At 73.1% G+C, this 26693-nt stretch carries 27 protein-coding genes; 19 read left to right on the top strand and 8 right to left on the bottom strand.

Translation table 11 applies throughout. The features are described 5' to 3' along the window. Nucleotides 1-67: 67 nt before the first annotated feature. The 3 genes from ACFPM7_RS29480 to ACFPM7_RS29470 all read left to right on the top strand — a co-directional run bounded on the left by ACFPM7_RS29480 (nucleotide 68) and on the right by ACFPM7_RS29470 (nucleotide 2533). On the top strand, nucleotides 68-853 hold the full coding sequence (locus ACFPM7_RS29480; protein WP_378251108.1) for a choice-of-anchor P family protein: 786 nt from the start codon (nucleotides 68-70) through the stop codon (nucleotides 851-853). Continuing rightward, nucleotides 850-1404 carry a class F sortase gene (locus tag ACFPM7_RS29475; RefSeq protein ID WP_378251107.1) on the top strand — a complete coding sequence of 185 codons (555 nt, stop codon included), beginning with the start codon at nucleotides 850-852 and terminating at the stop codon, nucleotides 1402-1404. The genes ACFPM7_RS29480 and ACFPM7_RS29475 overlap by 4 nt, the downstream gene beginning before the upstream one ends. Nucleotides 1405-1492: 88 nt before the next feature. Then, entirely contained in the window at nucleotides 1493-2533 is a 1041-nt protein-coding gene (locus ACFPM7_RS29470) for an RNase adapter RapZ (RefSeq protein WP_378251106.1), read from the top strand. 77 nt (nucleotides 2534-2610) lie between these two features. Here the strand turns inward: ACFPM7_RS29470 and ACFPM7_RS29465 are convergent, their stop codons facing one another. After that, nucleotides 2611-3534 carry a LysR family transcriptional regulator gene (locus ACFPM7_RS29465; RefSeq protein WP_378251105.1) on the bottom strand — a complete coding sequence of 308 codons (924 nt, stop codon included), beginning with the start codon at nucleotides 3532-3534 and terminating at the stop codon, nucleotides 2611-2613. 135 nt (nucleotides 3535-3669) lie between these two features. Between ACFPM7_RS29465 and rarD the strand changes: the two genes are divergently transcribed. Beyond that, nucleotides 3670-4614, top strand: a complete 945-nt coding sequence (rarD, locus tag ACFPM7_RS29460) for an EamA family transporter RarD (RefSeq protein WP_378251104.1) — start codon at nucleotides 3670-3672, stop codon at nucleotides 4612-4614. Here rarD and ACFPM7_RS29455 read toward each other — a convergent pair. After that, a complete protein-coding gene (locus ACFPM7_RS29455) occupies nucleotides 4611-5540 on the bottom strand; it encodes a DUF5996 family protein (protein WP_378251103.1) in 930 nt (309 codons plus the stop codon). The two genes, rarD and ACFPM7_RS29455, sit on opposite strands and share 4 nt — an antisense overlap. A gap of 155 nt (nucleotides 5541-5695) precedes the next feature. Between ACFPM7_RS29455 and ACFPM7_RS29450 the strand changes: the two genes are divergently transcribed. The 4 genes from ACFPM7_RS29450 to ACFPM7_RS29435 all read left to right on the top strand — a co-directional run bounded on the left by ACFPM7_RS29450 (nucleotide 5696) and on the right by ACFPM7_RS29435 (nucleotide 9237). Next, on the top strand, nucleotides 5696-5992 hold the full coding sequence (locus ACFPM7_RS29450) for a hypothetical protein (protein WP_378251102.1): 297 nt from the start codon (nucleotides 5696-5698) through the stop codon (nucleotides 5990-5992). 11 nt (nucleotides 5993-6003) lie between these two features. Beyond that, nucleotides 6004-6261: a hypothetical protein gene (locus tag ACFPM7_RS29445; protein ID WP_378251101.1), complete on the top strand. Its 258-nt coding sequence runs from the start codon at nucleotides 6004-6006 to the stop codon at nucleotides 6259-6261. 301 nt (nucleotides 6262-6562) lie between these two features. Continuing rightward, entirely contained in the window at nucleotides 6563-7783 is a 1221-nt protein-coding gene (locus tag ACFPM7_RS29440) for a cytochrome P450 (protein WP_378251100.1), read from the top strand. Between the two features lie 131 nt (nucleotides 7784-7914). After that, nucleotides 7915-9237, top strand: a complete 1323-nt coding sequence (locus ACFPM7_RS29435) for a ferredoxin reductase family protein (RefSeq protein WP_378251099.1) — start codon at nucleotides 7915-7917, stop codon at nucleotides 9235-9237. A 24-nt stretch (nucleotides 9238-9261) separates the two neighbouring features. Here the strand turns inward: ACFPM7_RS29435 and ACFPM7_RS29430 are convergent, their stop codons facing one another. Beyond that, nucleotides 9262-9888, bottom strand: coding sequence for a GTP cyclohydrolase II (locus tag ACFPM7_RS29430; protein ID WP_378251098.1), 627 nt, complete (start codon nucleotides 9886-9888; stop codon nucleotides 9262-9264). 56 nt (nucleotides 9889-9944) lie between these two features. Between ACFPM7_RS29430 and ACFPM7_RS29425 the strand changes: the two genes are divergently transcribed. The 4 genes from ACFPM7_RS29425 to ACFPM7_RS29410 are packed head-to-tail and all read left to right on the top strand — an operon-like array spanning nucleotide 9945 to nucleotide 13112. Beyond that, nucleotides 9945-10343 carry a 6-pyruvoyl trahydropterin synthase family protein gene (locus ACFPM7_RS29425; protein WP_378251097.1) on the top strand — a complete coding sequence of 133 codons (399 nt, stop codon included), beginning with the start codon at nucleotides 9945-9947 and terminating at the stop codon, nucleotides 10341-10343. Next, complete coding sequence (locus ACFPM7_RS29420; RefSeq protein WP_378251096.1) at nucleotides 10340-11356, top strand: glycosyltransferase family 4 protein; 1017 nt, start codon at nucleotides 10340-10342, stop codon at nucleotides 11354-11356. The genes ACFPM7_RS29425 and ACFPM7_RS29420 overlap by 4 nt, the downstream gene beginning before the upstream one ends. Beyond that, nucleotides 11353-12087, top strand: coding sequence for a methyltransferase domain-containing protein (locus tag ACFPM7_RS29415; protein WP_378251095.1), 735 nt, complete (start codon nucleotides 11353-11355; stop codon nucleotides 12085-12087). Before ACFPM7_RS29420 ends, ACFPM7_RS29415 begins: the two co-directional genes overlap by 4 nt. After that, nucleotides 12084-13112 carry a lysylphosphatidylglycerol synthase transmembrane domain-containing protein gene (locus ACFPM7_RS29410; RefSeq protein ID WP_378251094.1) on the top strand — a complete coding sequence of 343 codons (1029 nt, stop codon included), beginning with the start codon at nucleotides 12084-12086 and terminating at the stop codon, nucleotides 13110-13112. The genes ACFPM7_RS29415 and ACFPM7_RS29410 overlap by 4 nt, the downstream gene beginning before the upstream one ends. On the opposite strand, the gene ACFPM7_RS29405 is transcribed toward ACFPM7_RS29410, so the two are convergent. Continuing rightward, nucleotides 13026-13721 carry a creatininase family protein gene (locus ACFPM7_RS29405; protein ID WP_378251093.1) on the bottom strand — a complete coding sequence of 232 codons (696 nt, stop codon included), beginning with the start codon at nucleotides 13719-13721 and terminating at the stop codon, nucleotides 13026-13028. The genes ACFPM7_RS29410 and ACFPM7_RS29405 overlap by 87 nt on opposite strands. Further along, nucleotides 13714-14679 carry a dehydrogenase gene (locus tag ACFPM7_RS29400; RefSeq protein WP_378251092.1) on the bottom strand — a complete coding sequence of 322 codons (966 nt, stop codon included), beginning with the start codon at nucleotides 14677-14679 and terminating at the stop codon, nucleotides 13714-13716. The genes ACFPM7_RS29405 and ACFPM7_RS29400 overlap by 8 nt, the downstream gene beginning before the upstream one ends. Before the next feature lie 37 nt (nucleotides 14680-14716). Between ACFPM7_RS29400 and ACFPM7_RS29395 the strand changes: the two genes are divergently transcribed. Beyond that, a complete protein-coding gene (locus ACFPM7_RS29395; RefSeq protein WP_378251091.1) occupies nucleotides 14717-15400 on the top strand; it encodes a CDP-alcohol phosphatidyltransferase family protein in 684 nt (227 codons plus the stop codon). A gap of 4 nt (nucleotides 15401-15404) precedes the next feature. Here ACFPM7_RS29395 and ACFPM7_RS29390 read toward each other — a convergent pair whose 3' ends face one another. Beyond that, the gene (locus ACFPM7_RS29390) at nucleotides 15405-16073 is read right to left on the bottom strand and encodes a RibD family protein (RefSeq protein WP_378251090.1); all 669 of its coding nucleotides are present in this window, start codon (nucleotides 16071-16073) and stop codon (nucleotides 15405-15407) included. A gap of 15 nt (nucleotides 16074-16088) precedes the next feature. Here ACFPM7_RS29390 and ACFPM7_RS29385 point away from each other — a divergent pair, with 15 nt between their 5' ends. Beyond that, nucleotides 16089-17660, top strand: coding sequence for a sulfatase (locus tag ACFPM7_RS29385; protein WP_378251089.1), 1572 nt, complete (start codon nucleotides 16089-16091; stop codon nucleotides 17658-17660). On the opposite strand, the gene ACFPM7_RS29380 is transcribed toward ACFPM7_RS29385, so the two are convergent. Beyond that, nucleotides 17649-18803 (bottom strand): glycosyltransferase 87 family protein, encoded by a 1155-nt coding sequence (locus ACFPM7_RS29380; RefSeq protein WP_378251088.1) that lies wholly within the window; start codon nucleotides 18801-18803, stop codon nucleotides 17649-17651. The two genes, ACFPM7_RS29385 and ACFPM7_RS29380, sit on opposite strands and share 12 nt — an antisense overlap. A gap of 109 nt (nucleotides 18804-18912) precedes the next feature. On the opposite strand from ACFPM7_RS29380, the gene ACFPM7_RS29375 reads away from it, so the two are divergent. From ACFPM7_RS29375 to ACFPM7_RS29360, 4 genes are all read left to right on the top strand, one after another. Next, nucleotides 18913-19587: a DUF899 family protein gene (locus tag ACFPM7_RS29375; RefSeq protein WP_378251087.1), complete on the top strand. Its 675-nt coding sequence runs from the start codon at nucleotides 18913-18915 to the stop codon at nucleotides 19585-19587. Nucleotides 19588-19749: 162 nt separating this feature from the next. Continuing rightward, on the top strand, nucleotides 19750-20793 hold the full coding sequence (locus tag ACFPM7_RS29370) for a Rossmann-fold NAD(P)-binding domain-containing protein (RefSeq protein ID WP_378251086.1): 1044 nt from the start codon (nucleotides 19750-19752) through the stop codon (nucleotides 20791-20793). Between the two features lie 276 nt (nucleotides 20794-21069). Further along, complete coding sequence (locus ACFPM7_RS29365; protein WP_378251120.1) at nucleotides 21070-22209, top strand: LLM class flavin-dependent oxidoreductase; 1140 nt, start codon at nucleotides 21070-21072, stop codon at nucleotides 22207-22209. Nucleotides 22210-22429: 220 nt separating this feature from the next. Beyond that, entirely contained in the window at nucleotides 22430-22777 is a 348-nt protein-coding gene (locus ACFPM7_RS29360) for a hypothetical protein (protein WP_378251085.1), read from the top strand. A gap of 292 nt (nucleotides 22778-23069) precedes the next feature. On the opposite strand, the gene ACFPM7_RS29355 is transcribed toward ACFPM7_RS29360, so the two are convergent. After that, the gene (locus ACFPM7_RS29355; RefSeq protein ID WP_378251084.1) at nucleotides 23070-24230 is read right to left on the bottom strand and encodes a BTAD domain-containing putative transcriptional regulator; all 1161 of its coding nucleotides are present in this window, start codon (nucleotides 24228-24230) and stop codon (nucleotides 23070-23072) included. A gap of 796 nt (nucleotides 24231-25026) precedes the next feature. On the opposite strand from ACFPM7_RS29355, the gene ACFPM7_RS29350 reads away from it, so the two are divergent. Next, nucleotides 25027-26595: an MFS transporter gene (locus tag ACFPM7_RS29350; protein WP_378251083.1), complete on the top strand. Its 1569-nt coding sequence runs from the start codon at nucleotides 25027-25029 to the stop codon at nucleotides 26593-26595. Nucleotides 26596-26693: the final 98 nt, after the last annotated feature.

Below are 26693 nucleotides of genomic sequence, written 5' to 3'. Positions count from 1 at the left end.
GGGGGAAGGCAGCGCCGGGTGAGCCGTGAATCTTCCACTGCCAGAAGGGTTTCTCATGCGGTTGGACATGCGTTCCCGCGGTGCCGCGCTGGTCGCGGCTGTCTCGGTCGGGGTGGTGGGCGCCGTGGCGCCCGCGGCCGCCGAGCCGGGCGCGGGTTCGGCGTTCGGTGCCTCGGCCAAGGTCTCGCTGCTCCCCGGAGTGTTGGGGGACAAGGGGCTCACGGTCGACACCGGGCGGCTGGCCCCGTCGTCCACGGCGGGGCCCACCGAGGCCTCCCTGGTCGACGTGCCCCTCGCCGGTCTCGTCAGGGCCAAGGCCGTCACCAGCTCGGCCACCGCAGCCGGTGGCGGCGTGCACTCCACGGCCTCCATCGTGGACGTGCGGCTGCCGGTGCTGGCCGGGCTCGCGGGCCGCACCCCGACGGTGCGCGTCATCAGCTCGAAGTGCACCTCGGGGCGCAACGGCGTCCAGGGGTCGGCGACCATCACCGACATCAACCTGGGCTCCCTCGGGTCGCTGCCGCTGGACGGCACGCCGAACCAGCGCCTGAGCGTCCCCGGCGTGCTGGAGCTGATCGTCAACGAGCAGGTCAAGGCCGCCGACGGCACCCTGACCGTCACCGCGCTGCGCCTGAAGCTGCTCGGCGGCAACAGCGCGGGCCTGGGCAGCGGCGACATCGCCCTGGCGTCCTCCACCTGCGGCAAGGCGCTCACCACGGCCCCGCCGACCACCACATCCCCGGGCACCGCTCCCACCACGACGGTCCAGCCGAGGCCGAAGCCCCCCGGCGGCCGTCAGGTCGTCGAGGTGCCGGTCGGCGCGCCGCAGACGGGCGGGGCTGGTCTGCGGTGAGGCCGCTGCTCGCCCTGCTGTGCCTGCTCGGCCTGGTCGCCTGCTCCGCCGCTCCCGCCGACACCCCCGCGCCGTCCCCGGTCGCCGCGACACCGCAGGCCCCGGTGACCCCGCTGTGGGTCGACGTGCCGAGCATCGACGCCCGATCGACGCTGGTGCAGCTGGGGCTCAACGCCGACCGGACCGTCGAGGTACCGCCGGTGGACAAGCCCATGCAGGCCGGGTGGTACCGCAACAGCCCCGCCCCGGGGGAGAACGGGCCCGCCATCGTGCTGGGGCACGTCGACGGCAACGACCAGCAGGGCATCTTCTGGCGGCTGCGCGAGGTGAAGTCCGGCGACCGGGTGGAGATCGGGCGCGCGGACGGCAGCGTCGTCGCGTTCGAGGTGTACAAAGTGGAACAACTGCCCAAGGCGTCGTTCCCCACCGACGAGGTCTACGGCGACACCGAGCGGCCGGAGATCCGGCTGATCACCTGCGGCGGCGAGTTCGACCACGCCGAGAACAGCTACCTCGACAACATCCTGGTCTACGGGAAGCTGGCGACCTGAGGTTCCGGGTCAGGCCGGCGCGTCCTCCGGGGCGCCCCGGCCTGACCCGCGTTTCCCGCAGGCGGGCCTGACGGCCTAGGCTGGGCCGGTGGCGGTGATCCTGGTGACCGGTATGTCCGGCGCGGGCAAGTCGACTGCTCTGACGGCTTTGGCGCAGCGGGGCTACCGGGTGGTGGACACCGATCTCGGCGACTGGATCGAGGAGGTCGCCCGTCCGGACGGCGGCGGTAGGGAGCCGCAGTGGCGCGAGGACCGGATCGGGGCCCTGATCGCCGAACACGAGCGCTCGGGCGAACCGCTGTTCATCGCGGGCACGGTGTGGAACCAGGGCCGGTTCTCGGCGCGCTTCGACGCGGTCGTCCTGCTCAGCGCGCCCGTGGAAGTGCTGCTGGACCGCGTGGCCCACCGCGTCGGCAATCCCTTCGGCAAGTCCGTCGAGGAACGCCACCGGATCGCGGAGGACACGATGCTGGTCGAGCCGCTGCTGCGCGCGTCGGCCACTGTGGAGATCGATACCCGGACGCCGCTGCGCGACGTGGTCGAGCAGCTGGCCGCCCTCGCGGGTCCGCCGCTGCGATGTTTGACGGCCCGGCAAGGGGTCTATTCCGGCCCTGACCATCACCGGAGTCAGGGAGTGCCGATGACCGAGCGTGTGAGCGACGACGTCCGCAAGGTGGCCGAGCTGGCCAAGGGGATCAGGATCGGGATGCTGACCACGATCGACGCCGACGGGCAGCCGGTCAGCAGGCCGATGGCGCAGCAGGAGGTCGAGTTCGACGGGGACCTGTGGTTCTTCGTCGAGCGCGGCTCGCGCAAGGTCGCGCAGATCGAGGCCGATCCACGGGTCAACGTGACGCTCGCGTCGGGGAGCACGTGGATGTCGCTGCGCGGGACCGGACACGTCGTGAGTGATCTCGACAAGGCCCGGGAGCTGTGGAACCCGTGGGTGGAGGCCTGGCTGCCCCAAGGGCCGCAGGACCCGTCCGTGGCCCTGCTGAAGGTGTCGGTCGAAGGCGCGGAGTACTGGGACACGCCTGGCGGCACAGTGGCGTCGGTGATCAGCTTCGTGAAGGCGAAGGTGTCCGGGCAGCGGTACGAGGGCGGCGATCACGACAAGGTCGAACTCTGACGGCTGGACTCCGGCCTCTCCGGCGGGGTGCGGATCGGCTCGCCCGGCGATGACGGCCCTCCGGGGCGGATGAGCGGTCAGGCTGGGTCGTGCGCCGGTGGCGACCACGCGAGGGCCGCGTCGGTGAGCGCGGTCAGGCAGGCCGTCACCGCCGGCCTGCTGTGGACGTGCGAGCGCACCGCGTACAAGGTCCGCCGCAGGGCCGGGAGCAGGGGCACCGCGGTGACGGTGGGCGGGGCGACCACGAACGCCATGCTCGGGATGAGCGCCACCGCGGACAGGTTGGCGATGACGGCGAACTGGGTGGAGAAGCCGTTGACGGTGTAGCGGATGCGGGGGTCGGCGACGCCGTGGCCGCGCAGGGTCTGCTCCAGCCACTGGTGGGCCCGCGAACCGCTCGACCACCCCACCCAGGTCTCCTCGGCCAGGTCCCGCACCGCGACCGACCGCGCGCCCGCGAGGCGGTGGTCGCGGGGAAGCGCGGCGTGGACGGGCTCGTCGAGCAGCCGGGTCCATGCGGTGCGCTCCTGGCGGGGCAGCGGCAGGTTCTCCCAGCTCTCGACCACCGCGACGTCGAGCGTGCCGTCGGCCAGGCGGGCGAGGGCCTGTTCGGGCTCGACCTCGGCGATCGTCGGCTCGACGCGGGGGTGGGCCGAGACGAGCGCGGTGACCGCGGTGGTGACGATCGTGTGCACGCCCGAGGGGATCGCGCCGACGTGGATCGGGCCCGCGACCTCGCCCGCGAGGGCGGCCAGCTCCGAGCGGGCGGCGCGGATCTCGTCCAGCACCCGCTCCGCGCGCTGGGCCAGGACCAGCCCCGCCGGGGTCAGGCGGACTCCGCGCCCGTGGCGCACCAGCAGGTCCGCCCCCACCTCGCGCTCCAGCTTCGCCAGCTGCTGCGACACCGCCGACGGTGTGACGTGCAGGACCCGCGCCGCCGCGGCCAGCGAGCCGTGCCGCCACACCGCGTTCAGGGCCTCCAGCCGGTCGAGCGCGAACACCGGGGGAGTCTAACCGCCGGCCGCGGTATTCATTAGCACTGCTAACCGGATCTGCTGACGGATCGTCGCTTGTGCATGGTCAGAGCGGTCCCGGAAGCTGGCCTCGCTCCGATGCAACGGGTGAGAGGAAGCGTCGTGACCGTCACGTCACCGTCCACGCGGGGCCTCACCCCCGTCGCTCCCGGGATCTCGGCGTCGGGCGTGCTGTCGTCGGTGGGCGCGTCGGTGCTGTTCGGCCTGATCTTCTTCCTGGCCGCCGCCCTCGACCCGCTCGACGCGGTGCAGATCTTCTCCTGGCGCGTGGTGGCGCTGGTGATCGTGCTCGCCCTGGTCTTCAGCGCGTTGCGTCTGTGGAGCGACGTGCGCGGCGTCCTCACCCGCCTGCGCCGCCGGCCCGCGCTGGTCGGCGTCGTGCTGGTCAACAGCGCGATGCTCGCCGTGCAGCAGTGGCTGTTCGGCTGGGCGCCCCAGGCGGGCCGAGGCCTGGAGGTGGCGCTCGGCTACCTGCTGCTGCCCTTGGCCATGGTGGTGCTCGGCGTCTTCCTGTACCGCGAGCGCCTCACCCCGCTGCTGGTCGCGTCGGTGTCCACCGCGGCCGTCGGCGTCGCGGCCGCGGTCTTCGTGGCGGGCGGTCTCGCCTGGCCCACGCTCCTGGTCGCGCTGGGCTTCCCGCTGTACTTCGCCGTCCGCCGCTCGGCCAGGCTCGACGGCGAGGGCGCGCTCCTGGTGGAACTGCTGGCCATGCTGCCATTCGCCGTGTGGACCCTGCACCGGAAGCAGGCCTGGGACCCGCTCGTGGCCCGGCCGGGCCTCGTGTGGCCCCTCGTGCTCTTCGGCGTGGTCAGCGGAATCGCCCTCATCCTGTACTTCCGCGCCGCCCGGCTGCTCCCTTTCGGACTGTTCGGCCTCCTCAGCTACCTGGAACCGGTTTTGCTCGTCATCGTCGCGGTGACCCTCCTCGGCGAGACCCTGACCCCCGTCGACGCCGTCGTCTACGGCCCCATCGTGCTGGCGCTGGCCCTGCTGGCGCTCGCGTCGAGGCGGGCGCGCGCCGGCGCCGGGGACGGGCGTTCGCCTTAGCGGTCGTTCCAGCGGGTGGGGTCGTCTTCGAGGTTCGCGCGGTCCCAGTCGCCGTGGATGGCGGCGGCCTCGTAGGTGCTGTGCAGGAACTGGGCCAGGGCGGCGTCGGGGTCGGCGGCGGTGCGGACGGCTTCGTAGGGGAGGAGGAACTGGCCGTTCTCCTTGCTGTAGAACGCGCCTTCCGGGCCGGGGGCGTGGTCGGCGAAGCCTGCCGGTTCCGGGTAGGCGTAGGCGTAGAAGGCGCCTTCCTCGCCGCCGCCGGGCCAGAATCCGCAGCTCGACAGCTCGCGGGAGTAGCCCTCGACCATGACCCAGTCGCCGCAGTTCGGCGCGCCGCCCGGGTGGGGCGGGGCCGAGCGGCCGGAGAAGCGGGTGCAGGCCAGGTCCATCGCGCCCCAGAAGAAGTGCACCGGGCTGACCTTGCCGATGAAGTGGGAGCGGAACTCGCCGATGACCCGGTTGGCCTGCACCAGTTGGCGCCAGAACAGGTGCGCCGCCTCGGCGTCGTAGGAGGCGTGCTGGTGGTCCTCGGCGAAGGGGATGGCGGGGTCGACCTCGTTCGGGCTGGCCTGGATGGTCGTGGCCATGCCGAGGGAGTCCAGGGCCGCCATGACCTCGCCGTAGAAGGTGGCGACGGACTTGGGCTCCAGGGCGATCCGCCGGGTGGCGCCGCTGTCGGTGCGGATCAGCAGCTGGTGGTCGATGAAGTCGAACTCGATGTCGAAGGCGCCGTCGCCGTGGGGCACCGTCCCGGTCGTGAGGCCCCGCGGGCTCACGTACAGGGTGACCTGCCACCAGTGGTTGACCAGCGGCGCGTGGGCCATCCGCAGCTTGCCGACGATCTGCGTCCACATGTGCAGCGTGTCGCGGGTGTCGGTCCAGTCCTCCACCCGCAGAGCAGGCCATCGGGCAGCGGTGTCGGTCATGTCGGCCTTCCCTCGGACTTTTGGTTGTCATGTCATCTAATCAGACGGCCCCGGGAGCCACCAGTCGGCAAGCTGGTCCGATTGGCGGATGTCGGGAACCGCCTCGGGTGCGACGCTCATTCACCAGGAGCATTGCTATCTGGTTGGGAGTGCACATGAGAGTCCTGCTGGTGACCGCTGCGCTGGCGACCGGCCTCGCGCCCGCCGCGCAGGCCGATCCGGTCGTGCCCCGGCACGCGGTCGTGGTGTGCCAGACCGCGACGCTGTACGAGAACTACGACTCGGCGCGCGGCCCGGTCAATCCCAAGCGGGTGCTGACCTACGGCAACAAGATCGGGCACACGCCGGGGGCGCACCCGGTCTACAACGGCTGGGCGGCCTCGTTCGACTTCGGCCCCAACGACTGGGGATTCCTGCGGCACGAGTGCATCGGAGGGTTTGACTCATGGTGAGGCGCGCGGGTGTGGTGCTGGCCGTGGCGGCCGGACTGGTGTGGTGCGCGGCGCCCGCCCAGGCCGCCAACGGGCGGGTCGGCGTCCGGGAAGTCGTGTGCGCCGAGGACTTGGCCGTCCGCACGCAGCCGGTGGGGGCGTGGATGGGGGTGTTGAAGCATCCCCAGACCTTCCTTGTCGAAAGGGTCGAGGGCGGCTGGGTGTACGGGTTCGCCTATGGCGATGTGAATCGTCGGGGTTGGGTGCAGAACGGCTGGTTCTGCGGATAGAGCGCTCCCGGTCGCACGTTCCCAACCATTCGCATGTGGCTTCGATTTGTTTTCCGGCAGAGCACGCCGCCTCGCACGTGAAAACGTTTCCGATATCCATCCGGATTGGTCACTGTGGCCATCGTCTCTCATTCACGAAGTGTGACAGGTTCCTGCCAAGTTGAGACCGATTTGATCGGTAAGCTGGGCGCGCGCCCTTCACGCGAATGCCTCTCCGGTCAGCACGGGTAGTGCGATTGACCGCTTTCGCGGTCATTGCGGGCGCATGACACAAAACCACGCAGAACGCAGGTGATTGATCTTGACTGACGTCGGGCTGTTGTTCGATCCGTCCGTTCCGGGATTCGCGGACGACCCATATCCGCACTACGCGACCCTGCGCAAGATCGACCCCGTCCACGAGCACCCCGGCGGGTTCTGGATCCTGTCGCGCCACGAGGACGCCACCGCCATCCTGCGTTCGCCCAAGATGTCCATGCAGGACAGCAACTTAGCCGGCGCCTCCGAGGAAGAGCCCCCGGAGATGGCCCTGCCGCCGTCGATGGCCGAGGCGGTCAGCATCATGAGCCTGTCCATGCTCGACCGCGACCCGCCCGACCACACGCGGCTCAAGTCGCTGGTGTCGAAGGTCTTCACGCCCAAGTCGATCGCCGCGCTGGAGCCCGCAGTGACCGCCCTGGTCGACGAGCGGCTGGACCGCATCGCCGAGCTCGGCGGCGGGAACCTGATGGACGAGCTGGCCTTCCCGGTGCCGTTCGCGGTGATCTCGCAGATGCTCGGCACCCCGTCGTCCGACAGCGACCGGATGCGCGAGCTGACCGGCCGGATCGTGCGCTCGCCCGAGCTGGTCAGCGAGGAGGAGTTCCTCGGCGGCCTGGTCGCGCTGCAGGAACTCGTGCAGATGACGCGCGACCTGATCGCGTGGAAGCGCAACCACCCGGCCGAGGACCTGCTCACCGCGCTGATCAACGCCGAGGAGGGCGGCGACAAGCTCAGCGACGACGAGCTGGTCGCCCAGGTGCTGCTGCTCTACGCCGCGGGCCACGAGACCACCGTCGGCCTGATCGGCAGCGGCGTCGCCGCCCTGCTGCAGAACCCCGACCAGCTGGAGCTGCTGCGCAGCAGGCCCGACCTCACGGCGAACGCGGTCGAGGAGTTCCTGCGCTTCGACCCGCCGATCCAGCAGACCCGGCGGATCACCACCGCGCCGTACACCGTGCGCGACAAGGAGATCCCGGCGGGCACGCTGGTCATGATCTCCATCGCGGGCGCCAACCGCGACGAGGAGCGCTTCGGCGCGGACGCCGAGAGCCTGCGGATCGACCGCCCCGACGCGCGCCACCACGTCGCCCTCGGCGCGGGCATGCACCACTGCCTCGGCGCGGCGCTGGCCAGGCTGGAGGGCCAGGTGGCCATCGGCAGGCTGGTGAGCCGGTTCCCGTCCCTGGCCCTCGGCGGCGAGGTGACCTGGAGCGACCGGGTCGAGCTGCGCAACGCGAAGACCGTGCCCATCACGGTCTGACCCTCGATGAAGGGACTGCCGGGCAACGACTGAACCCAGTCGTCGCCCGGCAGTCCTTCTTTCCGCTAGGTTCCTCCGAGCACGGACGTCGGGGGGCACGCGTGCATCGCCGCGGCGGAGGGATCGAGACGATGGCCGGTGGTTCCAGAGGCGCGGCGCGGTGGGCGGTGGCGGCGTTCGTGGTGGCGAACGTCGTCATCGTGGAGGTGCTGTTCTTCACCGCGGGACCGGGGAAGAACCCGACGCTGACGGTGGCGAAGTTCTTCGGGGTGCACGCGGCGCTGACCGCGGCGGTGCAGGTCCTGCTGGTGTCGCGGCTGCCGTGGGTGGAGCGGCGGATCGGGATGGACCGGCTGACCGGGTGGCACCGGTGGGTGGGGTTCGCGCTGGTGTGGACGGTGCTGACGCACGCGGTGACCGTGGTGCTGGGGTACTCGGCGCTGGGCGGGGAGTCGGCGGGGGCGACGTTCCTGTCGCTGGCGGCGGTGCCTGCCTCGCTGCTGGGGATGCTGGCGGCGGCGCTGTTCGTGGGGGTGGCGGCGACGTCGGCGCGGCGGGTGCGGCGCAGGCTGCGGTACGAGACCTGGCACGGCGTGCACCTGCTGCTCTACGTCGCTCTGCTGCTGGCGCTGGTGCACCAACTGCTGGAGACGACGACCTTCACCGCGTCGGTGGTGGCGGCGGTCTACTGGTGGTCGCTGGTGCTCTTCGCCTTCGGGTCGCTCATCGTGGGGCGTGTCGTGATCCCGGTCCGCCGCAACCGGTACCACCAGTTCCGGGTGTCGGCGGTGGTGCCCGAGTCGCGCGACGCGGTGTCGGTGTACGTGGTGGGCAGGCACATGGAGGAGCTGCCCGCGCGGGCCGGGCAGTTCTGCGTGTGGCGCTTCCCCGGGCACCGGCACTGGTGGAAGGCGAACCCGTTCTCGCTGTCGGCGGCGCCGACCGGGCGCGGTCTGCGGCTGACGGCGAAGGCGGTGGGGGAGGGCAGCGCCGGGCTCCGGGGCCTGAAGGTCGGTGAGCGGGTGTTCGTGGAGGGACCGTACGGGGCTTTCACGTCGATGAGGCGCACCCGGCCGGGGGTGCTGCTGGTCGCGGGCGGCGTCGGGATCACGCCCATCCGGTCGATGCTGGAGGAGCAGCCGGTGGGGGATCAGCCGGTGGGAGACGTGGTGGTGCTCTACCGGGTGCGCGACCAGGGCGAGGCGGTGCTGCTGCGGGAGGTGCGGGAGCTGGTGGCGGCGCGGCGGGGCAGGCTGCACCTGGTCACCGGACCGCGCGCTCCCGGCCTGCCGTCGTTCGACCCGGCCGCCGTGCACGCCTTGGTGCCCGACGTCGCGCTGCGCGATGTGTACGTGTGCGGTCCGCCCGCGATGACCGACACGGTGGTGGCGACCCTGCGGACCCTGGGCGTGCCGAAGTCCCAGGTGCACACGGAGAAGTTCTCGCTGGCGTGATCCGGGCCCACCTCTGACATCCGCTCAGGGGTCGGCCGCCGTTCGGTAGTCGTCGAGCTGGGGGAGGTCGTGGCCCAGGCGGTCGCGCTTGGCGGCGAGGTAGCCGACGTTGTGCGGGGTCGCGGTCACCAGCAGGGGGACCCGGGTGGCGACGGTGACGCCGTGGCTCTCCAGGGCGGCGACCTTGTCGGGGTTGTTGGACATCAGCCGCACCGAGCGGAGGCCGAGGTGGTGGAGCAGGCGGGCGGCGGGGGTGTAGTCGCGGACGTCGACGGGCAGGCCGAGCGCGGTGGCGGAGTCCAGGGTGTCCAGTCCGGCCTCGTCCTGGAGCACGTGGCTGCGGACCTTGGCGACCAGGCCGATGCCGCGGCCCTCGTGCCCGCGCAGGTACACCAGGACCCCGGAGCCCTCGGCGACGATGGCGTCGAGCGCGGCGTCGAGCTGGTCGCCGCACTCGCAGCGGACCGCGCGGAAGATGTCGCCGGTGGCGCACTCGGAGTGCACGCGCACCAGCGCGCCGTCGGCGGGCCGCCCGGCGACCAGGGCGAGGTGCTCGTGGCCGTCGGCGCGGAAGGCGACGGCGCGGAAGTCACCCTTCTTGGTCACCAGTCGTGACTCGGCGATGTCATCCTCGCTGAAAGCGTCCCGCATGCCTGTTCCTTTACCCTCGTCCGACCGACCATTCGACCACAAGACGGAGATGCCTCATGTTCAGCATTACGGTCCGTGATCACGTGATGGTGGCGCACAGCTTCCGCGGCGCGGTGTTCGGTCCGGCGCAGCGGCTGCACGGCGCGACCTTCGTCGTGGACGTCACGTTCGGCCGGGCCGAGCTGGACGAGGACAACATCGTCGTCGACATCGGCCTGGCCACCCGCGCGCTCGGCGAGGTGCTGGGCCCGCTGAACTACCGCAACCTCGATGACGAGCCGGAGTTCGCCGGGATCAACACCTCGACGGAGTTTCTGGCGAAGGTGGTCGCCGACCGGATCGCCGAGCGCGTGCACGCCGGAGAGCTGGGCGCGGGAGCGCGCGGCCTGGACAGGCTCACGGTCACGCTGCGCGAGTCCCACGTCGCGTGGGGCTCCTACGAGCGCCCGCTGTGACTGTCCACTTCGTCGTCCCCGGCGACCTGGACGAGCCCAGCGGCGGCAACGTCTACGACCGCCAGGTGATCACCGCGGCGGGCGGCGCGCTGCGCGAACTGCCCGTGCCGGGCCGCTGGCCGCTGCCCGACGCGGCGACGTCGCGCCGCCTGGCCGACGCCCTCGACGCGCTGCCCGACGGCGCGACCGTCCTGCTCGACGGGCTGTGCGCGTGCGGCGCGCCCGAAGTGCTGGAGCCGAGGGCGCGGCGGCTGCGGCTGGCCGTGCTGGTGCACCTGCCGCTGGCCGACGAGACCGGGCTCGCGCCCGGGGTCGCCGCCGACCTGGCGGCCCGGGAGCGACGCGTCCTGGCCGCGGCGCGGGTGGTCGTGACGACGAGCCCGTGGGCGGCCCGGTCGGTCGCCGAACGGCACGGCGTCGCGGCCGAGCGCGTGCGGACGGTGGTCCCCGGGGTGGTGTGGTCGGGTGTGCGGGCGAGCGGCGGAGACGGCGGGCGGCTGCTGTGCGTCGCCTCACTGACTCCCCGCAAGGCCCAGGACGTGCTGGTGACGGCCCTGGCCGAGCTGGCGGACCTGCCCTGGCGGTGCGCGCTCGTCGGCCCGTTGACCCGGGACGGCGGGTATACCGACCTCGTGCGCTCCCTCATCGACTCCCACGGCCTCGCCGACCGGATCAGCCTGCGCGGCCCCTTGTCGGGAGCCGCCCTGGAGGCCGCCTACGTCGGCGCGGACCTGCTCCTGCTGCCGTCCCGCGCGGAGACCTACGGCATGGTCATCACCGAGGCCCTGGCCTACGGCGTCCCCGCCATCGCCACCTCCGTCGGCGGCATCCCCGACGCCATCGGCCCCGGCGTCCTCGTCGCGCCCGAGGACCCGGCCGCCCTGGCCGCGGCCCTGCGCCGGTGGCTCGCCGACGCCGACCACCGCGCCCGCCTGCGCGCCGCGGCCGCCGCGACGCGCCCCCGCACCTGGGACCGGGCCGCCGCCGAACTGCTCGCGGCGGTGGCCCGATGACCTTCACCCCCGACTGGCTCGCCCTGCGCGAGCCCGCCGACGCGGCCGCCCGGTCGACCGCCCTGCTGCCGCCGCTCATCGATGTCGTGGCCGACCGCCCGGAGGTGGTCGTCCACGACCTCGGCTGCGGCACGGGCTCCATGGCGCGCTGGCTGGCTCCGAGGCTTCCCGCGCCGCAGCGCTGGGTCCTGCACGACCACGACCCGGCCCTGCTGGCGGTGGCGGCCTCGGCCGTCGACGGCGCGGAGACGCGGGTCGGCGACCTCGCCGCCGCCGACCTCCACGGCGCCGACCTCGTCACCGCCTCCGCGCTGCTCGACCTGCTCACCGAGGACGAGGTCGACGCCGTGGCGGCGGCCTGCGCGGGCCGGCCCGCGCTGCTGGCGCTCTCGGTCGCCGGACGCGTCGAGTTCGCCGAGCCCGACCCGATGGACGAGGCCTTCCAGGAGGCGTTCAACGACCACCAGCGCCGGGGCGGGCTGCTCGGTCCGGGTGCGGTGGCGGCGGCAGAGCGGGCTTTCGGCGCCCATGGGGCCCGGGTGCTCACCGCGGCCAGCCCCTGGCGGCTCGGCGGCGGGGCGCTCGCCGAGGAGTGGCTGGCGGGGTGGGTGGGCGCGGCCAGGCAGCAGCGCCCCGAGCTGCCCGCCGACTACCTCGACCGCAGGCGCGGGAGCCTCGACGTCCTGGTGCACCACACCGACCTGCTCGCGCTGCCGGGGAGCCGGAGATGAACTGGTGGCCGGCGGTGCGGGTGCTCGCGGGCGTGGCCATCCTGGCCGCCCTCGTGTGGCGGTTCGGGGCGGGGGCCTTCCTCGACGGGCTGGCGTCGGTGACACCGGGGGCGGTGGTCGCGGCGCTGGGGATCGGCGTCGCCACGACGGTCGTGTGCGCCCTGCGGTGGCGGCTCTTCGCGCACCGGCTGGGGCTGCCGCTGGGACTGCCGACCGCGGTGGCGGACTACTACGGGTCGCTGGCGGTGAACGCCGTGTTGCCCGCCGGGGTGCTGGGAGACGTGCACCGGGCGGTCAGCCACGGCGCGCGGGTGGGGGCGCTGGGGCGCGGCGTGCGGGCGGTGGTGTGGGAGCGCGGGATCGGACAGGCGGTGCTGGTGGCGGTGACGGCGGCGGTCGTGGTGGCGCACCTGGTGGGGACGGGACCATTGCCGACGGTCGCGGGTGCGGCGGGTGGAGGCGCGGCGGGTGGGGGTGTGGCGGACGGGAGCGTGGTGGGTGGGGGCGCGGAGGTGTGGGGGCTGCTGTGGGGTGTCGTGGGGGTGGTGGTGGTTCTGGCGGTGGGTGTGCTGGTGGCGCGGAAGCGGCGGTGGGTGCGGGTGGTCGTGGAGGACGTTCGGGCGATGGGGTGGGGCTTGGTGGTGGGTGCGGGGCTGTCGGTGGTGGCGGTGGTCGGGTACGTGGGGCTGTTCTTCGTCGCGGCGGGTGCCGCGGGTGTTGGTGTGGCGGTGGGGGATTCGCTGGTGTTGGCGGCCACGGCGCTGCTGGTCATGGCGGTGCCGCTCAGCGTCGGCGGGTGGGGGCCGCGCGAGGCTTATCTGGCGGCGGCGTTCGGGGTGCTCGGGTATGACGCCGCCGACGGGGTGCGGACGTCGGTGGTCTACGGGGTGCTCGCGCTGGTGTCCGCGGCGCCGGGGTTCGTTGTGCTGGCGGTGCGATTATGCGGTCAGCGCGGCCAGGTGCGCGGCGAAGGCGGTGGTGAGGTGGCTGAGGACGGCCGCGCCCTTGCTCGCGCTGCCCAGTGAGGGCGAGCCGATGACGCCGGACTCGGTGTAGGGGGCCATACCGGTCGTGAGCAGGTGCCTGCGGTCCTCTGCCTGCCAGTCGACGCCGCCGGGGCGGACGGCGTCCGGGGTGGTGTGCAGCAGGATCGAGGTCTCCAGTTCACCGGCGTGCATGTCGGCCGCCGACGTCGTCTCGATCCCGGCCGCCGCGCGCGCCCGAGACCACTCGCCGGGCGCGGGGAACAGCGCCATCGCGCCGTGCGACTCCTGGACCACATTGGACAGCACGTAGTTGCCGCCGTGCCCGTTGACCAGCACCAGCTTCGGCACCCCGGAGCGGCGCAGTGACTCGGCGATGTCGGTGACCACCGCGTGCAGGGTGCGGGCGGAGATGCTGACCGTGCCCGCCCACGCCGCGTGCTCGTGCGAGCAGGAGATCGTGATCGGCGGCAGCAGCAGCACCGGGTACGCGGCGGCCACCGCCCGCGCGAGCGCGCAGGCGACGATCGTGTCGGTGGCCAGCGGCAGGTGCGGGCCGTGCTGCTCGAAGCTGCCCACCGGCAGGACCGCGACCGACGCCGCGGCCTCTCGTGCGTCCACTGTGGTGGTGAGCGGGAGGAGGTCAGCCATGGCAGGCACGGTAGTCAATCCGGTGGCACAGCGCGCCGGAGAGCCGCGCCATGACCGACGGCAGCTCGGCGAACGGGCTCTCCCCACTGATCAGCGCGTCGAAGCGGGGGTCGGCCAGCAGCTCCAGGGCCAGGGCCATCCGCTCGGCGTGGTCGCGGTCGGGCCGGGCGAGCGTGCCCACCTGGGAGGCGCGCACGGCCAGCCGCCGGGAGTGGAAGTCCTCGCCGAGCGCGACACCGACGCGCCGGTCGCCGTACCAGCTCAGCTCGACCACCTCGCCGCCGTCGCGCAGCAGGCGCAGCGCCGTGGCCAGGCCCGCGTCGGTGGCGCTGGCGTGGAAGACGAGGTCGCACCCGCCCGCCGCCGCGTCCGGGGCGGCGAACCCGACGCCGAGCGCGGCGGCCGTCGCCGCGCGGGCCGGGTCGGTGTCGACCAGCTGCGCGCGCACGCCGGGGATGCCCGCCAGCAGCGCGGCGACCGCGGAGCCGACCATCCCCGCCCCGACGACGGCGACCCGGTCGCCCACCATCGGCCGCGCGTCCCACAGCGCGTTCACCGCCGTCTCCACCGTCCCCGCCAGCACAGCGCGCTCGGGCGGCACTGCGTCGGGCACGGGGGTGACCGCCGAGGCGGGCACCACGTAGCGGGTCTGGTGCGGGTACAGGCAGAACACTGTCCGGTCGAGCAGCTCCCGCGGCCCGGCCTCGACCACCCCGACGTTGAGGTAGCCGTACTTGACCGGCCACGGGAAGTCACCGTCCTGGAACGGCGCGCGCATTCGCGCCCACTGGCTCCGCGGCACCTGTCCGTCGTGGACCAGGGTTTCGGTGCCGCGGCTGACGCCTGTCCACAGAGTGCGCACCAGTACCTCACCGGGCCCGGGGGGCGGCACGTCAACGGTCAGCAGGGCGCTCTGGCCCTTCCCCGTGACCCAAAGGGCCCTCTCGGCGCGAATCACGTACCAACCTCCCGTTCGAGCGTCGATGATGGCGGCGATGACCACCGTCGCACACCCCAGAGCCGCCGAGTCCGCGGCATGGCTGGCCGCGCAGCTCGCGCTCCTCGCCGGGCTGACCGCCGCGCTCGGCCTCGGCCCGCTGGGCTGGGCCGTCGGCACCGGCTGCGCCGCGGCCACCCTGGTGCTGCTGGGCCGCGCGGTCCGCCCGGCCGGGCGGATCGGCCCGGCCGACCGGGTCACGCTGGGCAGGGCGCTGCTGGTGGGCTGTGTGGCGGCGCTGGTCTTCGAGCGCGCCGACGCGGTGGTGGTGCTGACCGCGGTCGCCGCCGTGGCCCTCGCCCTGGACTTCGTCGACGGTCAGGTCGCCCGCCGGACGGGCACCGCCTCGGCGGTCGGCGCCCGGTTCGACATGGAGGTCGACGCGTTCCTGATCCTGGTGCTCAGCGCGCACGCCGCGCTGGGCGTCGGGCCGTGGGTGCTGCTGATCGGCCTGATGCGCTACCTGTTCGTCGCCGCCGCGTGGGTCGCGCCGTGGCTGCGCGCGCCGCTGCCGCCGAGCTGGGCGCGCAAGGCCGTGGCCGCCGGGCAGGGCGTCGCGCTGGTGGTCGCGGTCGCCGTCCCGGCGGGCTGGCTGCTCGCGGGCGCGCTCGCGGCGCTGGTGTGGTCCTTCGGGCGCGACGTCCGGTGGCTGTGGGCGCGCAGAGGGGGCGCTGGTGGCTGAGCCGTCAGGCCGAGGTGAGCTTGGGCAGGTAGCGCAGCACGGCGACGTCGCCGAGGGCGGTGACCTCGGCCAGCCGGAAGCGGCGGGCCGGGCCGCCGGGGAAGGCCCCGGGGTGCAGGAAGCGCGGGGCGTCGGCCTGCCCGACGAGCATCGGGGCGACGGCGACGCGCAGCTCGTCGGCCAGACCGGCGGCGAGGAACGCGGTGTGCACGCGACCGCCGCCCTCGACCATGAGGCGGGCGACGCCGCGGCGGCCGAGGTCGTCCAGGACGTCGGCGAGGCCGGCGGTGGCCACGACGTCGGCGAGCCCGCCGACGGCGGCCGTGGCGGCGGTGAGCCCGTCGGCGGTGGTGTAGACGACGCGGGCGGCGTCCTGGTGCCAGAAGACCCGTTCGGGGTCGAGTTCGCCGCGCGCGGTGATGACCACGCCGAGCGGGTGGGCGGGCTTGCCGTCGGCGACGCGCGCGGCGCGGCGGGCGGGGTCGGCGACCAGCAGCCGGGGGTTGTCCCTGCGCAGGGTCCGGGCGCCGACGAGGATGGCGTCGGACTCCGCGCGCAGCGCGTCGACGCGGTCGAAATCGGCGGCGTTGGACAGCGGGAACCGGTCGGGGCCGGTGTCGTCGATGTAGCCGTCCACGCTGACGGCGACGCTCAGGAGGACATGGGGGCGCACGCCGCTCACCGTACGGTGCGCCGCCGGATCGTCACCGCGCTCGCCGCCGCGCTGGTGGCGGTGGCGCTGCTGCTGCCCTCGACCGTCGGCGACCTGTCGCCGTGGGCGTTCCTGCGCCTGCCGGTGGAGGCGCTCGCGGCGGTGCTCGCCCTGCTGCTGCTGCCCGCGGGCGCCCGGCGGCCCGCCGCGGTGGCCCTTGGCGCGGTTCTGGGGCTGTTGCTGCTGGTAAAGGCGTTGGACCTGGGGTTCGGGTCGGTGCGGGACGAGCCGTTCGACCTGGTCCTGGACTGGCCGCTGCTGCCGCCCGCGGTCGAGTACCTGGCGACGACGGGCGGGCAGGCGCTGGCGCTGGCGGTCGTCGTCGCGGTGTGCGCCGCCGCGCTCGCGGTGGTGGTGCTGACGGCGCTGGCGACCGGGCGGCTGGTCCGGATCGCCGCGGGCAGGCGCACGGCGGTGCTGCGGGGCACCGCGCTGCTGAGCGCGGTGTGGGTGGTCGTGGCGATCCCCGGGCTGCCGGTGGCGGCCGCGCCCGCCTGGTCGACGGCGCTGCAGCACGCCCGGCAGGTCGGGATCAGCCTGGGCGACGCGGACGCCTTCGCCGCCGAGGTCGCCGCCGACCGCTTCGCGGGGCGGCCGCTGCTGGGCGCTCTGCCCCGCCACGACGTGCTGCTGGTGTTCGTGGAGAGCTACGGCCGCACCGCGCTGGAGCACCCGGAACTGGCGCCGTCGGTGGGCGCGGTGCTGGACGCCGGGACCGAGCGGCTGGCCGCGGCGGGGTACGCCGCGCGCAGCGGCTACCTCACCTCGACGACCTCCGGCGGCGGCAGCTGGCTGGCGCACGCGACGCTGCTGGCCGGTGTGCGGGTGGACAACCAGCCCCGCTACGACGCCCTCATGGGCCGCGACCGGCTCACCCTGCCCAAGGCGTTCCAGGCGGCGGGCTGGTCGACCTTCGGGGTGATGCCGGGCATCACCCGCGACTGGCCGGAGGGCGCGTTCTTCGGCTACGACCGCGTCTACCCGGCCGCGGAGATGGGCTACGCGGGCCCGGCGTTCGGCTATGCGACGATGCCCGACCAGTACGCGCTGGCGTTCCTGGAGCGGGTGCGCCGCGCCAACGGCCCGCTGTTCGCGGTGGTGCCGGTGCTGTCGAGCCACGCGCCGTGGCGACCGCTGCCCTCGGCCCTGCCGTGGCCGGGGGTCGGCGACGGGTCGGTGTTCGCGACGATGCCGCACGGCGGCGAATGGCCGCAGGCGATCTGGACGCGGCCCGCCGCCGAGGTGCGCGCCGACTACGGGAAGTCGCTGGAGTACAGCTGGGCCACTCTGGTGTCCTATTTGGACTCGCATGCGGAAGGGGCGCCCGTGGTGATCGCGGTGGGCGATCACCAGCCAGCGGCGATGGTCACCGGCAACAGCCCGAACCGGGACTCGCCGATCACCCTCATCAGCCGCGACCCCGAGGTGCTCGACCGGATCGCGGACTGGCGCTGGACACCGGGGCTCCGGCCCGCGCCGGAGGCCCCCACCTGGCCGATGGCGGCGTTCCGCGACCGCTTCCTGACCGCATTCGGCTCAGCGGGCTGAGCGGGCTGAGCGGGCGGGGAGCGCGGCGAAGACGAGGGCGAGGACCGCGGCGTAGGCGTAGGCGTTGCCGGTCAGCAGCCGCCAGAGCTGCCACGGCTCCCGCGGGTCCCACCACCAGTGCGGCGCGGCGAGGACCAGCAGCATGCCCAGCGCGGTCGCGGCGATGACGGCCGGGCGGCGGGTGCGCCACGCGGCGACGCCGCCGGTGAGCAGGATCGGCACGACCCACACCCAGTGGTGGGAGTACGAGACGGGCGAGATCAGCAGCGCGGCGAGCGCGTTGAGGCCCAGCGCCCACGCAGGCCACCCGGCGGCGATCGCCCGGCGCATGCCGACGACCGCGATCCCGAGCACCGCGGCGGCCAGCAGCGGCCACAGCACGTCCGGGTCGACCCCGAAGCGGACCAGCACCACCTTGACCGACTGGTTCATCTCGTTGGCCATGCCCCGGTGCTGGGCCGAGCCGATGACCTCCTGCGTCCAGAACCGCACGGAGTCCGACCAGCTCAGCAGGAACCCGACAGCCGTGGCCACCGCGAAGGACACCCCGGCGGTGACCGCCGCGCGCCGGTCGCCGCGCAGGAGGAAGAACAGCACGAAGACCGCGGGCGTCAGCTTGACCGCCGCGGCGAGGCCCACCAGCGCGCCACGCGGCCAGCGCGGCGCGCGGACCAGGCAGTCGGCGGCGACCAGCGCCATCAGGAAGACGTTGATCTGCCCGAAGTGCAGGGTCTCCCGAACCGGCTCGACGAACAGGGCAACCGGCAGCAGCGCGCCGAGCAGCAGCGGGGAGGGGCGCACGTCCAGCGCGCGCAGCACGACGATGACCACGACCAGCAGCGCCGCGACCGTGGCGACGGCGAAGGCGGCACTGGCGAGCCAGTAGGGCAGGACGGTGAACGGGACGAGCGGGACGACGGCGAACGGCGGGTAGAGGTAGGGCAGGCGCATGCCGTTGCGCAGCTCGGGAAGTTCGCCGTAGAGGCTGCCGCCGTGCCACCAGGTCTGCACGGCGACGCGGTAGACGTCGAGGTCCATGCGGTAGGCGCCGGTGATCGCGCCGTCCTCGAAGGACAGGACGGCGAAGGCGGTCGCGGCGAGGCCGATGAGGACGAGGCAGGCGAGCGTCCAGCGGGTGTTCACTCGATCCTCCCGGTCGTCGGGGACGCCGGATCTTCGCACGGCCGCCCGTCGTGCGGAGGTCGGCGGGGTGGCAGACGATGGTCCGCCTACGACCGACTGAGAGGTGCCCATGAGCAAGAGCGATCAGCCACAGGCGGCCCCCGAGGTCGTCGACCGGGCCCGGTTCGACGCGGCGCTGGCCGAGCAGGTGGCTGCGGAGAAAGAGGTCACCAGGCACAACGACCGGGTCGCCGCGGCCCGCCGCCGGATGCCGATGGTCGAGGTGCCCGACTACGCCTTCACGGGCCCCGACGGCGAGGTCCGGCTGAGCGAGCTGTTCGGCGACAAGTACCTGCTGCTGGTCCAGAACGTCATGTTCGGTCCCGACTGGGAGGAGGGCTGCCCGAGCTGCACGTGGGCGGTGGACAACCTGCCCGCGGACATGCGGCGGCTGACCGAGGAGGGCATCGCCTTCGCGATGGTGTCCCAGGCGCCGAGCGCCAAGCTGGAGGCGTGGCGGGCCGAGCGGGGCTGGGACCACCGGTGGGTGTCGTCGGGGGACACGACCTACCACCACGACTGGGGCTGGACGCGCACGGACGACGCGGGCGAGGAGTACTGGATGCCCGGGTACTCCTACTACCTGCGCAAGGACGGGAAGCCGTACCTGACGTACATGACCACCCGCCGGGGGACAGAGGCCATCCTGCCGGTCGCGCACATCATGGACCGCAGCGTGTACGGGCGACAGCAGGACTGGGAGGACAGCCCGGCAGGCTGGCCGCAGTACCCGACCTACGGCTGACGCCGGGTGATCGGGGTTCGGTGAACCTGCCTCCCGGCGGGCCTGGCGCGCGACGACCGCATAGGCGATCACTCCGCGCGCGCCGGTTCAGCGCGTGGGCCGAGGCGGTCCGGCCGTAGGATCGGGCGAGGCCGACCCACGACTTCCGGGAGATCCGAGCGCATGACGAGCACGATCGGGCTGTGGTTGCGGCGGGAGGCCTCGCCGCACGAGGAGCGCACACCGCTGGTTCCCGGTGACGCGGCCGCGCTGGTCGGAGCCGGTGTCGAGGTCGTGGTGGAGGAGGCGGCGCAGCGGGCGTTCGCCGCCGAGGAGTACGCGGCCGCCGGGTGCCGGATCGTGCCCGCCGACAGCTGGCCGGACGCGCCGCCGGAGGCGGTGGTCCTCGGGCTCAAGGAGCCCACGCGCGCCGCCGAGGCGCTGGCGCACCGGCACATCTTCTTCGGGCACGCCTACAAGGGGCAGGTCGACGGGCCCAGGGTGCTGCGCCGGTTCACCTCCGGCGGCGGCACCCTGCTCGACCTGGAGGAACTGGTCGACGACGCGGGCCGACGGGTCATCGCGTTCGGGTTCTGGGCCGGGTACGTCGGCGCCGCGCTCGCCGTCCTGCACCACCGCGGCGAGCTGGCCGCGCCGCTGCGCTCCACGACGCGGGCGGAACTGGACGCCCGGCTGCGGGCCACGTCGTCGGAGCCGTCGGCTGAGCGGGCCGTCGTGCTCGGCGCGCTCGGCCGCTCCGGCCGGGGGGCCGTCGAAGCGCTCGGCGTGGCGGGCGTGCCGACCACCGAGTGGGACATCGCCGAGACCGCCGACCTGGACCGCGCCGCGCTGCTGGCGCACGACATCCTCGTCAACGCCGTCTTCTCGGCCGAGCCCGGCCCGCCGTTCCTCGCCGCCCCCGACCTGGCCGACCCGGGCCGCGCGCTGGCCACGGTCTCGGACGTGACCTGCGACGTCACCTCCGAGCTGAACCGCCTCCCGGTCAACGACCGGATCACCACCTGGGACGAGCCCGCCCGCAGGCTGCACGCCGACCCGGTGCTCGACGTCGTGGCCATCGACAACCTGCCGTCGCTGCTTCCCCGCGAGGCCAGCACGACCTTCTCGGCGGGCCTCACCCCGCACCTGCTGACCCTCGCCGCCGACAGTCCGGTGTGGACCAGGAGCCGCGCCCGCTTCGCCGACGCCGTCACCGGGCTGGGCTGAGCGCTCAGGGCAGGCGGTCGGCCACCGTGGCGGCCAGGGAGGCCAGCAGGGCGGCGTCCGGCGGGATCAGCCCAGGTCGTCGTCACGGTTCAGCTCGGCGATGATGCCGGGCGCCGCGCGGGCTGTCGTTCCACCAACGCGGTGACCTTGATCGGCGTCGTGCCGCGCTCGCTGGAGGCATGGGTGTCCACGATGTGAACCCCCATTCCAACGCCCGCGGTCGGTGTCACGCTCGGAGGAGCGTGTCCGGTGTCCGCCGACAGTGACCGAGGTTGCCTGATGCTCACGTTCCACTGGTTCCTGCCCACCACCGGTGACAGCCGCAACCTCGTCGGGGGCGGGCACGGGGTGCCCACCACGGCGACCGGTGGGGTCCGGCCCGCCACCAGCGCCTATCTCGGGCAGATCGCGCGCAGCGCCGAGCAGCTGGGCTTCACCGGGGTGCTGACGCCGACCGGGCTGTGGTGCGAGGACGCGTGGCTGACCACCGCGATGCTGGTGGGGGCCACCGAGCGGCTGAAGTTCCTCGTCGCGTTCCGGCCCGGCCTGCTCAGCCCGACGCTGGCCGCGCAGATGGCCGCGACGTTCCAGAACCAGAGCGGGGGCAGGCTGCTGCTCAACGTCGTCACCGGCGGCGAGGACCCCGAACAGCGCGCATACGGCGACTTCCTCGACAAGAACGCGCGCTACCGCCGCACCGACGAGTTCCTGTCCATCGTGCGCGCCCTGTGGCGGGGCGAACGCGTCACGCACGTCGGCGAGCACCTCACCGTCGACGGCGCCGCCCTGGTCAGGACGCCGGACCCGGTCCCGGACATCTACTTCGGCGGCTCGTCGCCCGCCGCCATCGACGTCGCGGGCGCCCGCACCGACGTCTACCTCACCTGGGGCGAGCCGCCCGCCCAGGTCGCCGAGAAGGTCGCCGCGGTGCGCGCGGCCGCCGCCCGGCACGGCCGCACGCCGCGCTTCGGCATCCGGCTGCACGTCATCTCCCGCGACCGCGCCGCCGACGCGTGGGCCGAGGCCCGGCGGCTGCTCGCCGCGCTCGATCCCGCCACGATCGCCCGCGTGCAGGAGGGGCTGGCGCGCAGCGGATCGGAGGGGCAGCGCCGGATGCTCGCCCTGCACGGCGGGCGCACCGACGCGCTGGAGGTCTCCCCGAACCTGTGGGCCGGGGTCGGACTGGTCCGGGGCGGGGCGGGGACAGCGCTGGTGGGCAGCCACGCGGAGGTGGCCGACCGCATCACCGAGTACCACGACGTGGGGATCTCGGAGTTCGTGCTCTCCGGCTACCCGCACCTGGAGGAGGCGTACTGGTTCGCCGAGGGCGTCTTTCCCGAGCTGGCGACGCGGGGGCTGTGGCGGGCCCCCGTCTCGGCGGGCTCGTCGGCGGGGGAGTTGAGCGTCACCGGGTGAGGGTCGGCACTGCCGACACATCTCGACCGCGGTCCTTCCGCGATTCCGGTGCCGGTGGTGATGATCTACGGGTGCTGGGGGCGGTCACCGCCGGAAGGAACGCGACGATGAGGTCCGGAAAGCTGGTCACCGCGGCGGTCATGGCGATGGTCGGCGCGTCACCCCGCGCTCGTGGAACGCGGCCAACCCGGTCGCCGCCATCAACCGCGCCCGCTCCGACATGGGCTACGACCCGACCTGGAACGACCCGAACAAGTTCGGCGCCAACGAGAACGACGTGCGGCGCGCCTTGGCGGCCAACGGCGTGAGCGCGCAGGTCGTGTTCAACGACATCGGGCGGCTCCTGCCGCACGTGCGCGCGGGCCGGCCGGTGATCATGGCGGGGAACATGAAGGACCTGCCGTGGTCGGGGAGCAACGTGCCGCACGTCCTGACCGTCGGCGGGTATGAGGGCGGCCAGTACCTGGTGCTGGACCCGGCGTCGCAGACGGTCGTCTACCGCACATCGGCCGCCGTGCTGACCGCTTGCTGGGACAACCACCTGGGGCGCGCGGGCGTGCTGCTCTGATCCCAGCCTCTCGGGCCCGCCTTCCCCCTGGGGAGGCGGGCCCGACGCGAGTGGATTCCGCCGCGATGCGGCCGGGTGGCGAAGTGAGTTCCACAAGCGGGGGAATAGGCGGGCGTAAACGAGCAGGGCGAGACAAGTAAGGGGTGGAACCGAGAAGGAAACAGGGGTGAGGCACGGGTTGGACTAGGGGGCGTTTAGCGGAAACACAGGGGGAGTTCAGGGGGTGGGGCCGCCAGGGGCCCGGACCGCGGCGTCCGCGCCGCGGCTCCGCCTCCTCGACGGACTCCGGTCCCTAACGCGACGGGGTGATCCAGCCGCGGTGCAGCGCTTCCGCGCCCGCCTGGAAGCGGCTGTCCACGCCCAGGTAGTCGAGCAGCTCCGAGACGCGCCTGCTGTAGGTCCTCGGGGACAGGCCGAGCCGCCTGCTCGCCGTGGTGTCGGTGGCGCCGCTGAGCAGCTGTTCCAGCACCGCCCTGAGGTGGGCGGGGGGCTGCCAGCCGATGCCCGCCGCCAGGTTGGCGTGCAGTCGGAAGGTGTGGTGGTCCTCGGCCTTCTGGGCCGGGGTGCGCAGGTCGGTGGCGGGCACGGGCTGGGCGGCGGAGTTGGGGCAGCTGGAGTGCGGCTCCAGCGGATCGGCCGTCGCCCTGCCCACCGCGACCAGGTAGGCGTCGGTCAGCTCGGGGCTGGGCTGCACGCCCGCGTCGGCGAGGGCGCGCACGCCCGCGCAGTAGACGTCGATGGCTTCCTGGGTGCGGCCGGTGCGGCTCAGGGCCAGGACCAGGTCCTTGCGCAGGCGCTCGCGCAAGGGGAAGCCCGCCACCAGGTCGCGGAGTTCCGGGATGGCCGTGACGTGGCCGCCGAGGGCCAGCTCCATCTCGATGAGGTCCTCGGTGGCGCTCAGGGCGCTTTCGCGGATCTTGAGGCACTCCGCGCGCAGCCCGGGGGCCGCGCCGGACATGGCCGTCAGCATGCTGAACGGTTGCTTGGGGTGCAGGGAAAGCGCTTCGCGGAACAGCGACCGCGCCTCGTTGAGGTCGCCCGCCATGGCCTGGGCGCGGGCGTTCCTCGTTTTTGTCTCGAACAGCAAGACATCGACGGTGGCCGGGGTCGTGCACAGGGCGAGGGCGCCCGCGTGGCCCAGCAGCACGGGGTGCTGGCCGGGGTAGTCGTCGGCGAACGTGTCGTTGAGGAGTTTTCGCAGTTCATCGGCAGCGGCGAGGATCTGGCGCAGCGCGCGGGCCGGGGGCTTGTCCCACAGGGTCGCGGCGATCGACTCGACGCCGATCAGCTGGTTGGGGCGCAGCGCCAGCGCTGCCAGGACACCCTGCCGGACCTCGTCCTCCACCTGGACGCGCAGGCGTCCGGCCACCAGTTCGGTCGCGCCGAGCAGGTGGATGCTGATCGGCGCTTCGTCCTTTGTGGACGGGCAGACCGAGAGGTCGGTCAACGGCATGGCCCCTTATGCCTGTACACGCGGGGTTTCCCGCGTGCGCACTGCTCCGTTCGCTGAATCTGAAACGGATTCGTAGTCGGTGTCGAGCTTCGTTCGCTTCCCGAGCGTAGCCGGGCGGCGGCGCGCGCACGGGGGGATTCGCGAAGTTCGTACCGCTGCGATTTGTACCACTTGCCTGCGGGGCCGCACGGGGGCGACACCGATGATCGACATCAGCCGTTCGGCGCAACGCCGAGGGCCATCGGGTGCAGCGAATGGGTCCTCGCTACTCGTAGTGACGGGATTTAGCACTGACTGTGTAATTCATTGTCAAGGGAATCAGTTGACTAGTTCACGCCATCGAGTTGTGCCGCGCGGCGCTCGCGTGATTGCGTGACGGTTGTCCGACGAGGGATCAAGGGGCCTCCGCGGTGTTGCGGACATCGCGTAGAAGGAGCTGTTCGGGGCTATGCGGGGGTCGTGTGGTGCAGTGGGGCGCTTGACGCCGGGCGGATGGCGGCAGTGTCCCGGGCGGTGGAAGACCGTCGATCGTCAGTCCGAGTTTCCTTCGTATTAACCGCGTCGCGATGCGATGGCGGTCGACAGAGGACGGTTGTGCCAAAGGCCGCCTCCGTCGACAGCGGGCATGGCATGGTGTGGTGCGGGGCAGCCGCTCCGCGTGACACGCACTACGCGCAGTATGCACAGTGAACTCGGTAGCTGATCGATCCACGCCCGGCGGCGTGGTGTCCGTGCGACAGGTCCAGACGGTCGGCTGCCACGATCCCGCCTCAGTAGGCGGTATGAGGAGTCCTAGATGGATGTGAAGACCGCGCCTGATGCCCTGCCGCGGAAGGCCGGTACTCGGGAGTGGCTCGGCCTCGGCGTGCTGGCGCTGCCGACCCTGCTGCTCTCGATCGACGTCACCGTCCTCAACCTCGCGCAGCCAAGCCTGGCATCGGACCTACAGGCGAGCGCGACGCAGGCCCTCTGGATCCTCGACATCTACGGCTTCCTGGTCGCGGGCTTCCTCGTGACCATGGGCAACCTCGGCGACCGCATCGGCCGCCGCAGGCTGATGATGATCGGTGCGGTCGGCTTCGCCGCCGCCTCGGTGCTCGCCGCCTACGCGAACTCCGCCGAGCTGCTGATCGCCGCGCGCGGTCTGCTCGGCTTCTTCGGCGCGATGCTGATGCCCTCCACGCTGGCACTGATCAGCAACATGTTCGCCGACCCCAAGCAGCGCGCGCAGGCGATCGCGGTGTGGGCGGGCTGCTTCGCCTCCGGTGTGGCGATCGGCCCGGTCGTCGGCGGTCTGCTGCTGGAGTGGTTCTGGTGGGGCTCGGTCTTCCTGATCGCGATCCCGGTCATGGTGCTGCTGCTGGTCAGCGCGCCGTTCCTGCTGCCGGAGTTCCGCACCGGCAAGTCCGCCAAGCTCGACGCGCTGAGCGTGCTGCTCTCTCTGGCCGCCATGATCCCGGTGATCTGGGGCATCAAGAAGCTGGCCGAGGACGGCATGTCCTGGGCGCCGCTGACCGCGCTGATCATCGGTCTGGTCTCCGGTGTGCTGTTCGTGATGCGCCAGAAGCGTCTGGCGGACCCGCTGCTGGACCTCAAGCTGTTCGCCGACTCCTCCTTCGGCGCGGCGCTGGTCGTGCTGCTGATCGGTGTCGGCGTCAGCGGCGGCGCCTACCTCTACCTCTCGCAGCACCTGCAGCTGGTCGAGGCCAAGAGCCCGCTGGACGCCGGCCTGTGGCTGCTGCCGTCGGCGGTCGCGCTGATGATCACCGCGGGCCTGTCGACAGCGCTCACGAAGTGGGTCCGCCCCGGCTTCCTGGTCGCCACCGGTCTGCTGATCTCCGCGGCGGGCTACATCCCGCTGATGACGGTGGAGCCGGACTCGGGCATGACGCCGCTCGTCATCGCCATGTCGGTGATCTTCGGCGGGCTCGGCCCGGTGTTCGCCCTCGGCACCGACCTCGTCGTCGGCGCCGCGCCGCCCGCCCGCTCCGGGTCGGCCGCCGCGGTCTCGGAGACCTCGCTGGAACTTGGCCTGGCGCTGGGCGTCGCGGTGCTCGGCAGCGTCGGCGCCGCGGTCTTCCGCAACGCCATGCTCGACTCGCAGCTGGTGACGGCACTGCCCCAGGAGGCCGCCGACGCGGCAACCGAGACGCTGGCCGGTGCGATGGTCGTCGCCGCCGAGGCCCCGGCCGAGGTCGGTCCCGCTCTGGCGGCCGAGGCCATCACCGCCTTCACCGACGGCTTCAACATCGCCTCGATCGTCTGCGGCGCGGTCGCCGCGGCCGTCGCGCTGGCGAGCTTCGTGCTGCTTCGCAACGTCCGGACTCCGCAGCCGGACCCCGAATCGGCCATGGCCGCGGCGTGAGTGGGATGAGCACCGTGCCCGAGCCGCGCTCGTGCCCGCCCTCGAACCCGGCAGCGAGTGGCCGGGGGGAAAGGGCGGGAACGGCGAACACGGCCAAC

The sequence above is a fragment of the Actinokineospora guangxiensis genome, assembly GCF_042657845.1.
Lineage (GTDB): Bacteria > Actinomycetota > Actinomycetes > Mycobacteriales > Pseudonocardiaceae > Actinokineospora > Actinokineospora guangxiensis.
This window is presented reverse-complemented; position numbering and strand designations above follow the sequence as displayed.

What these genes read in the sequence shown, in the direction of transcription:
- ACFPM7_RS29480 (WP_378251108.1), top strand. Translation starts at nt 68, where the DNA reads ATGCGTTCCCGCGGTGCCGCGCTGGTCGCGGCTGTCTCGGTCGGGGTG.
- ACFPM7_RS29455 (WP_378251103.1), bottom strand. Translation starts at nt 5,540, where the DNA reads ATGACCGACACCGCTGCCCGATGGCCTGCTCTGCGGGTGGAGGACTGG.
- ACFPM7_RS29450 (WP_378251102.1), top strand. Translation starts at nt 5,696, where the DNA reads ATGAGAGTCCTGCTGGTGACCGCTGCGCTGGCGACCGGCCTCGCGCCC.
- ACFPM7_RS29435 (WP_378251099.1), top strand. Translation starts at nt 7,915, where the DNA reads ATGGCCGGTGGTTCCAGAGGCGCGGCGCGGTGGGCGGTGGCGGCGTTC.
- ACFPM7_RS29430 (WP_378251098.1), bottom strand. Translation starts at nt 9,888, where the DNA reads ATGCGGGACGCTTTCAGCGAGGATGACATCGCCGAGTCACGACTGGTG.
- ACFPM7_RS29425 (WP_378251097.1), top strand. Translation starts at nt 9,945, where the DNA reads ATGTTCAGCATTACGGTCCGTGATCACGTGATGGTGGCGCACAGCTTC.
- ACFPM7_RS29415 (WP_378251095.1), top strand. Translation starts at nt 11,353, where the DNA reads ATGACCTTCACCCCCGACTGGCTCGCCCTGCGCGAGCCCGCCGACGCG.
- ACFPM7_RS29410 (WP_378251094.1), top strand. Translation starts at nt 12,084, where the DNA reads ATGAACTGGTGGCCGGCGGTGCGGGTGCTCGCGGGCGTGGCCATCCTG.
- ACFPM7_RS29405 (WP_378251093.1), bottom strand. Translation starts at nt 13,721, where the DNA reads ATGGCTGACCTCCTCCCGCTCACCACCACAGTGGACGCACGAGAGGCC.
- ACFPM7_RS29395 (WP_378251091.1), top strand. Translation starts at nt 14,717, where the DNA reads ATGACCACCGTCGCACACCCCAGAGCCGCCGAGTCCGCGGCATGGCTG.
- ACFPM7_RS29375 (WP_378251087.1), top strand. Translation starts at nt 18,913, where the DNA reads ATGAGCAAGAGCGATCAGCCACAGGCGGCCCCCGAGGTCGTCGACCGG.
- ACFPM7_RS29370 (WP_378251086.1), top strand. Translation starts at nt 19,750, where the DNA reads ATGACGAGCACGATCGGGCTGTGGTTGCGGCGGGAGGCCTCGCCGCAC.
- ACFPM7_RS29360 (WP_378251085.1), top strand. Translation starts at nt 22,430, where the DNA reads ATGGGCTACGACCCGACCTGGAACGACCCGAACAAGTTCGGCGCCAAC.
- ACFPM7_RS29355 (WP_378251084.1), bottom strand. Translation starts at nt 24,230, where the DNA reads ATGCCGTTGACCGACCTCTCGGTCTGCCCGTCCACAAAGGACGAAGCG.
- ACFPM7_RS29350 (WP_378251083.1), top strand. Translation starts at nt 25,027, where the DNA reads ATGGATGTGAAGACCGCGCCTGATGCCCTGCCGCGGAAGGCCGGTACT.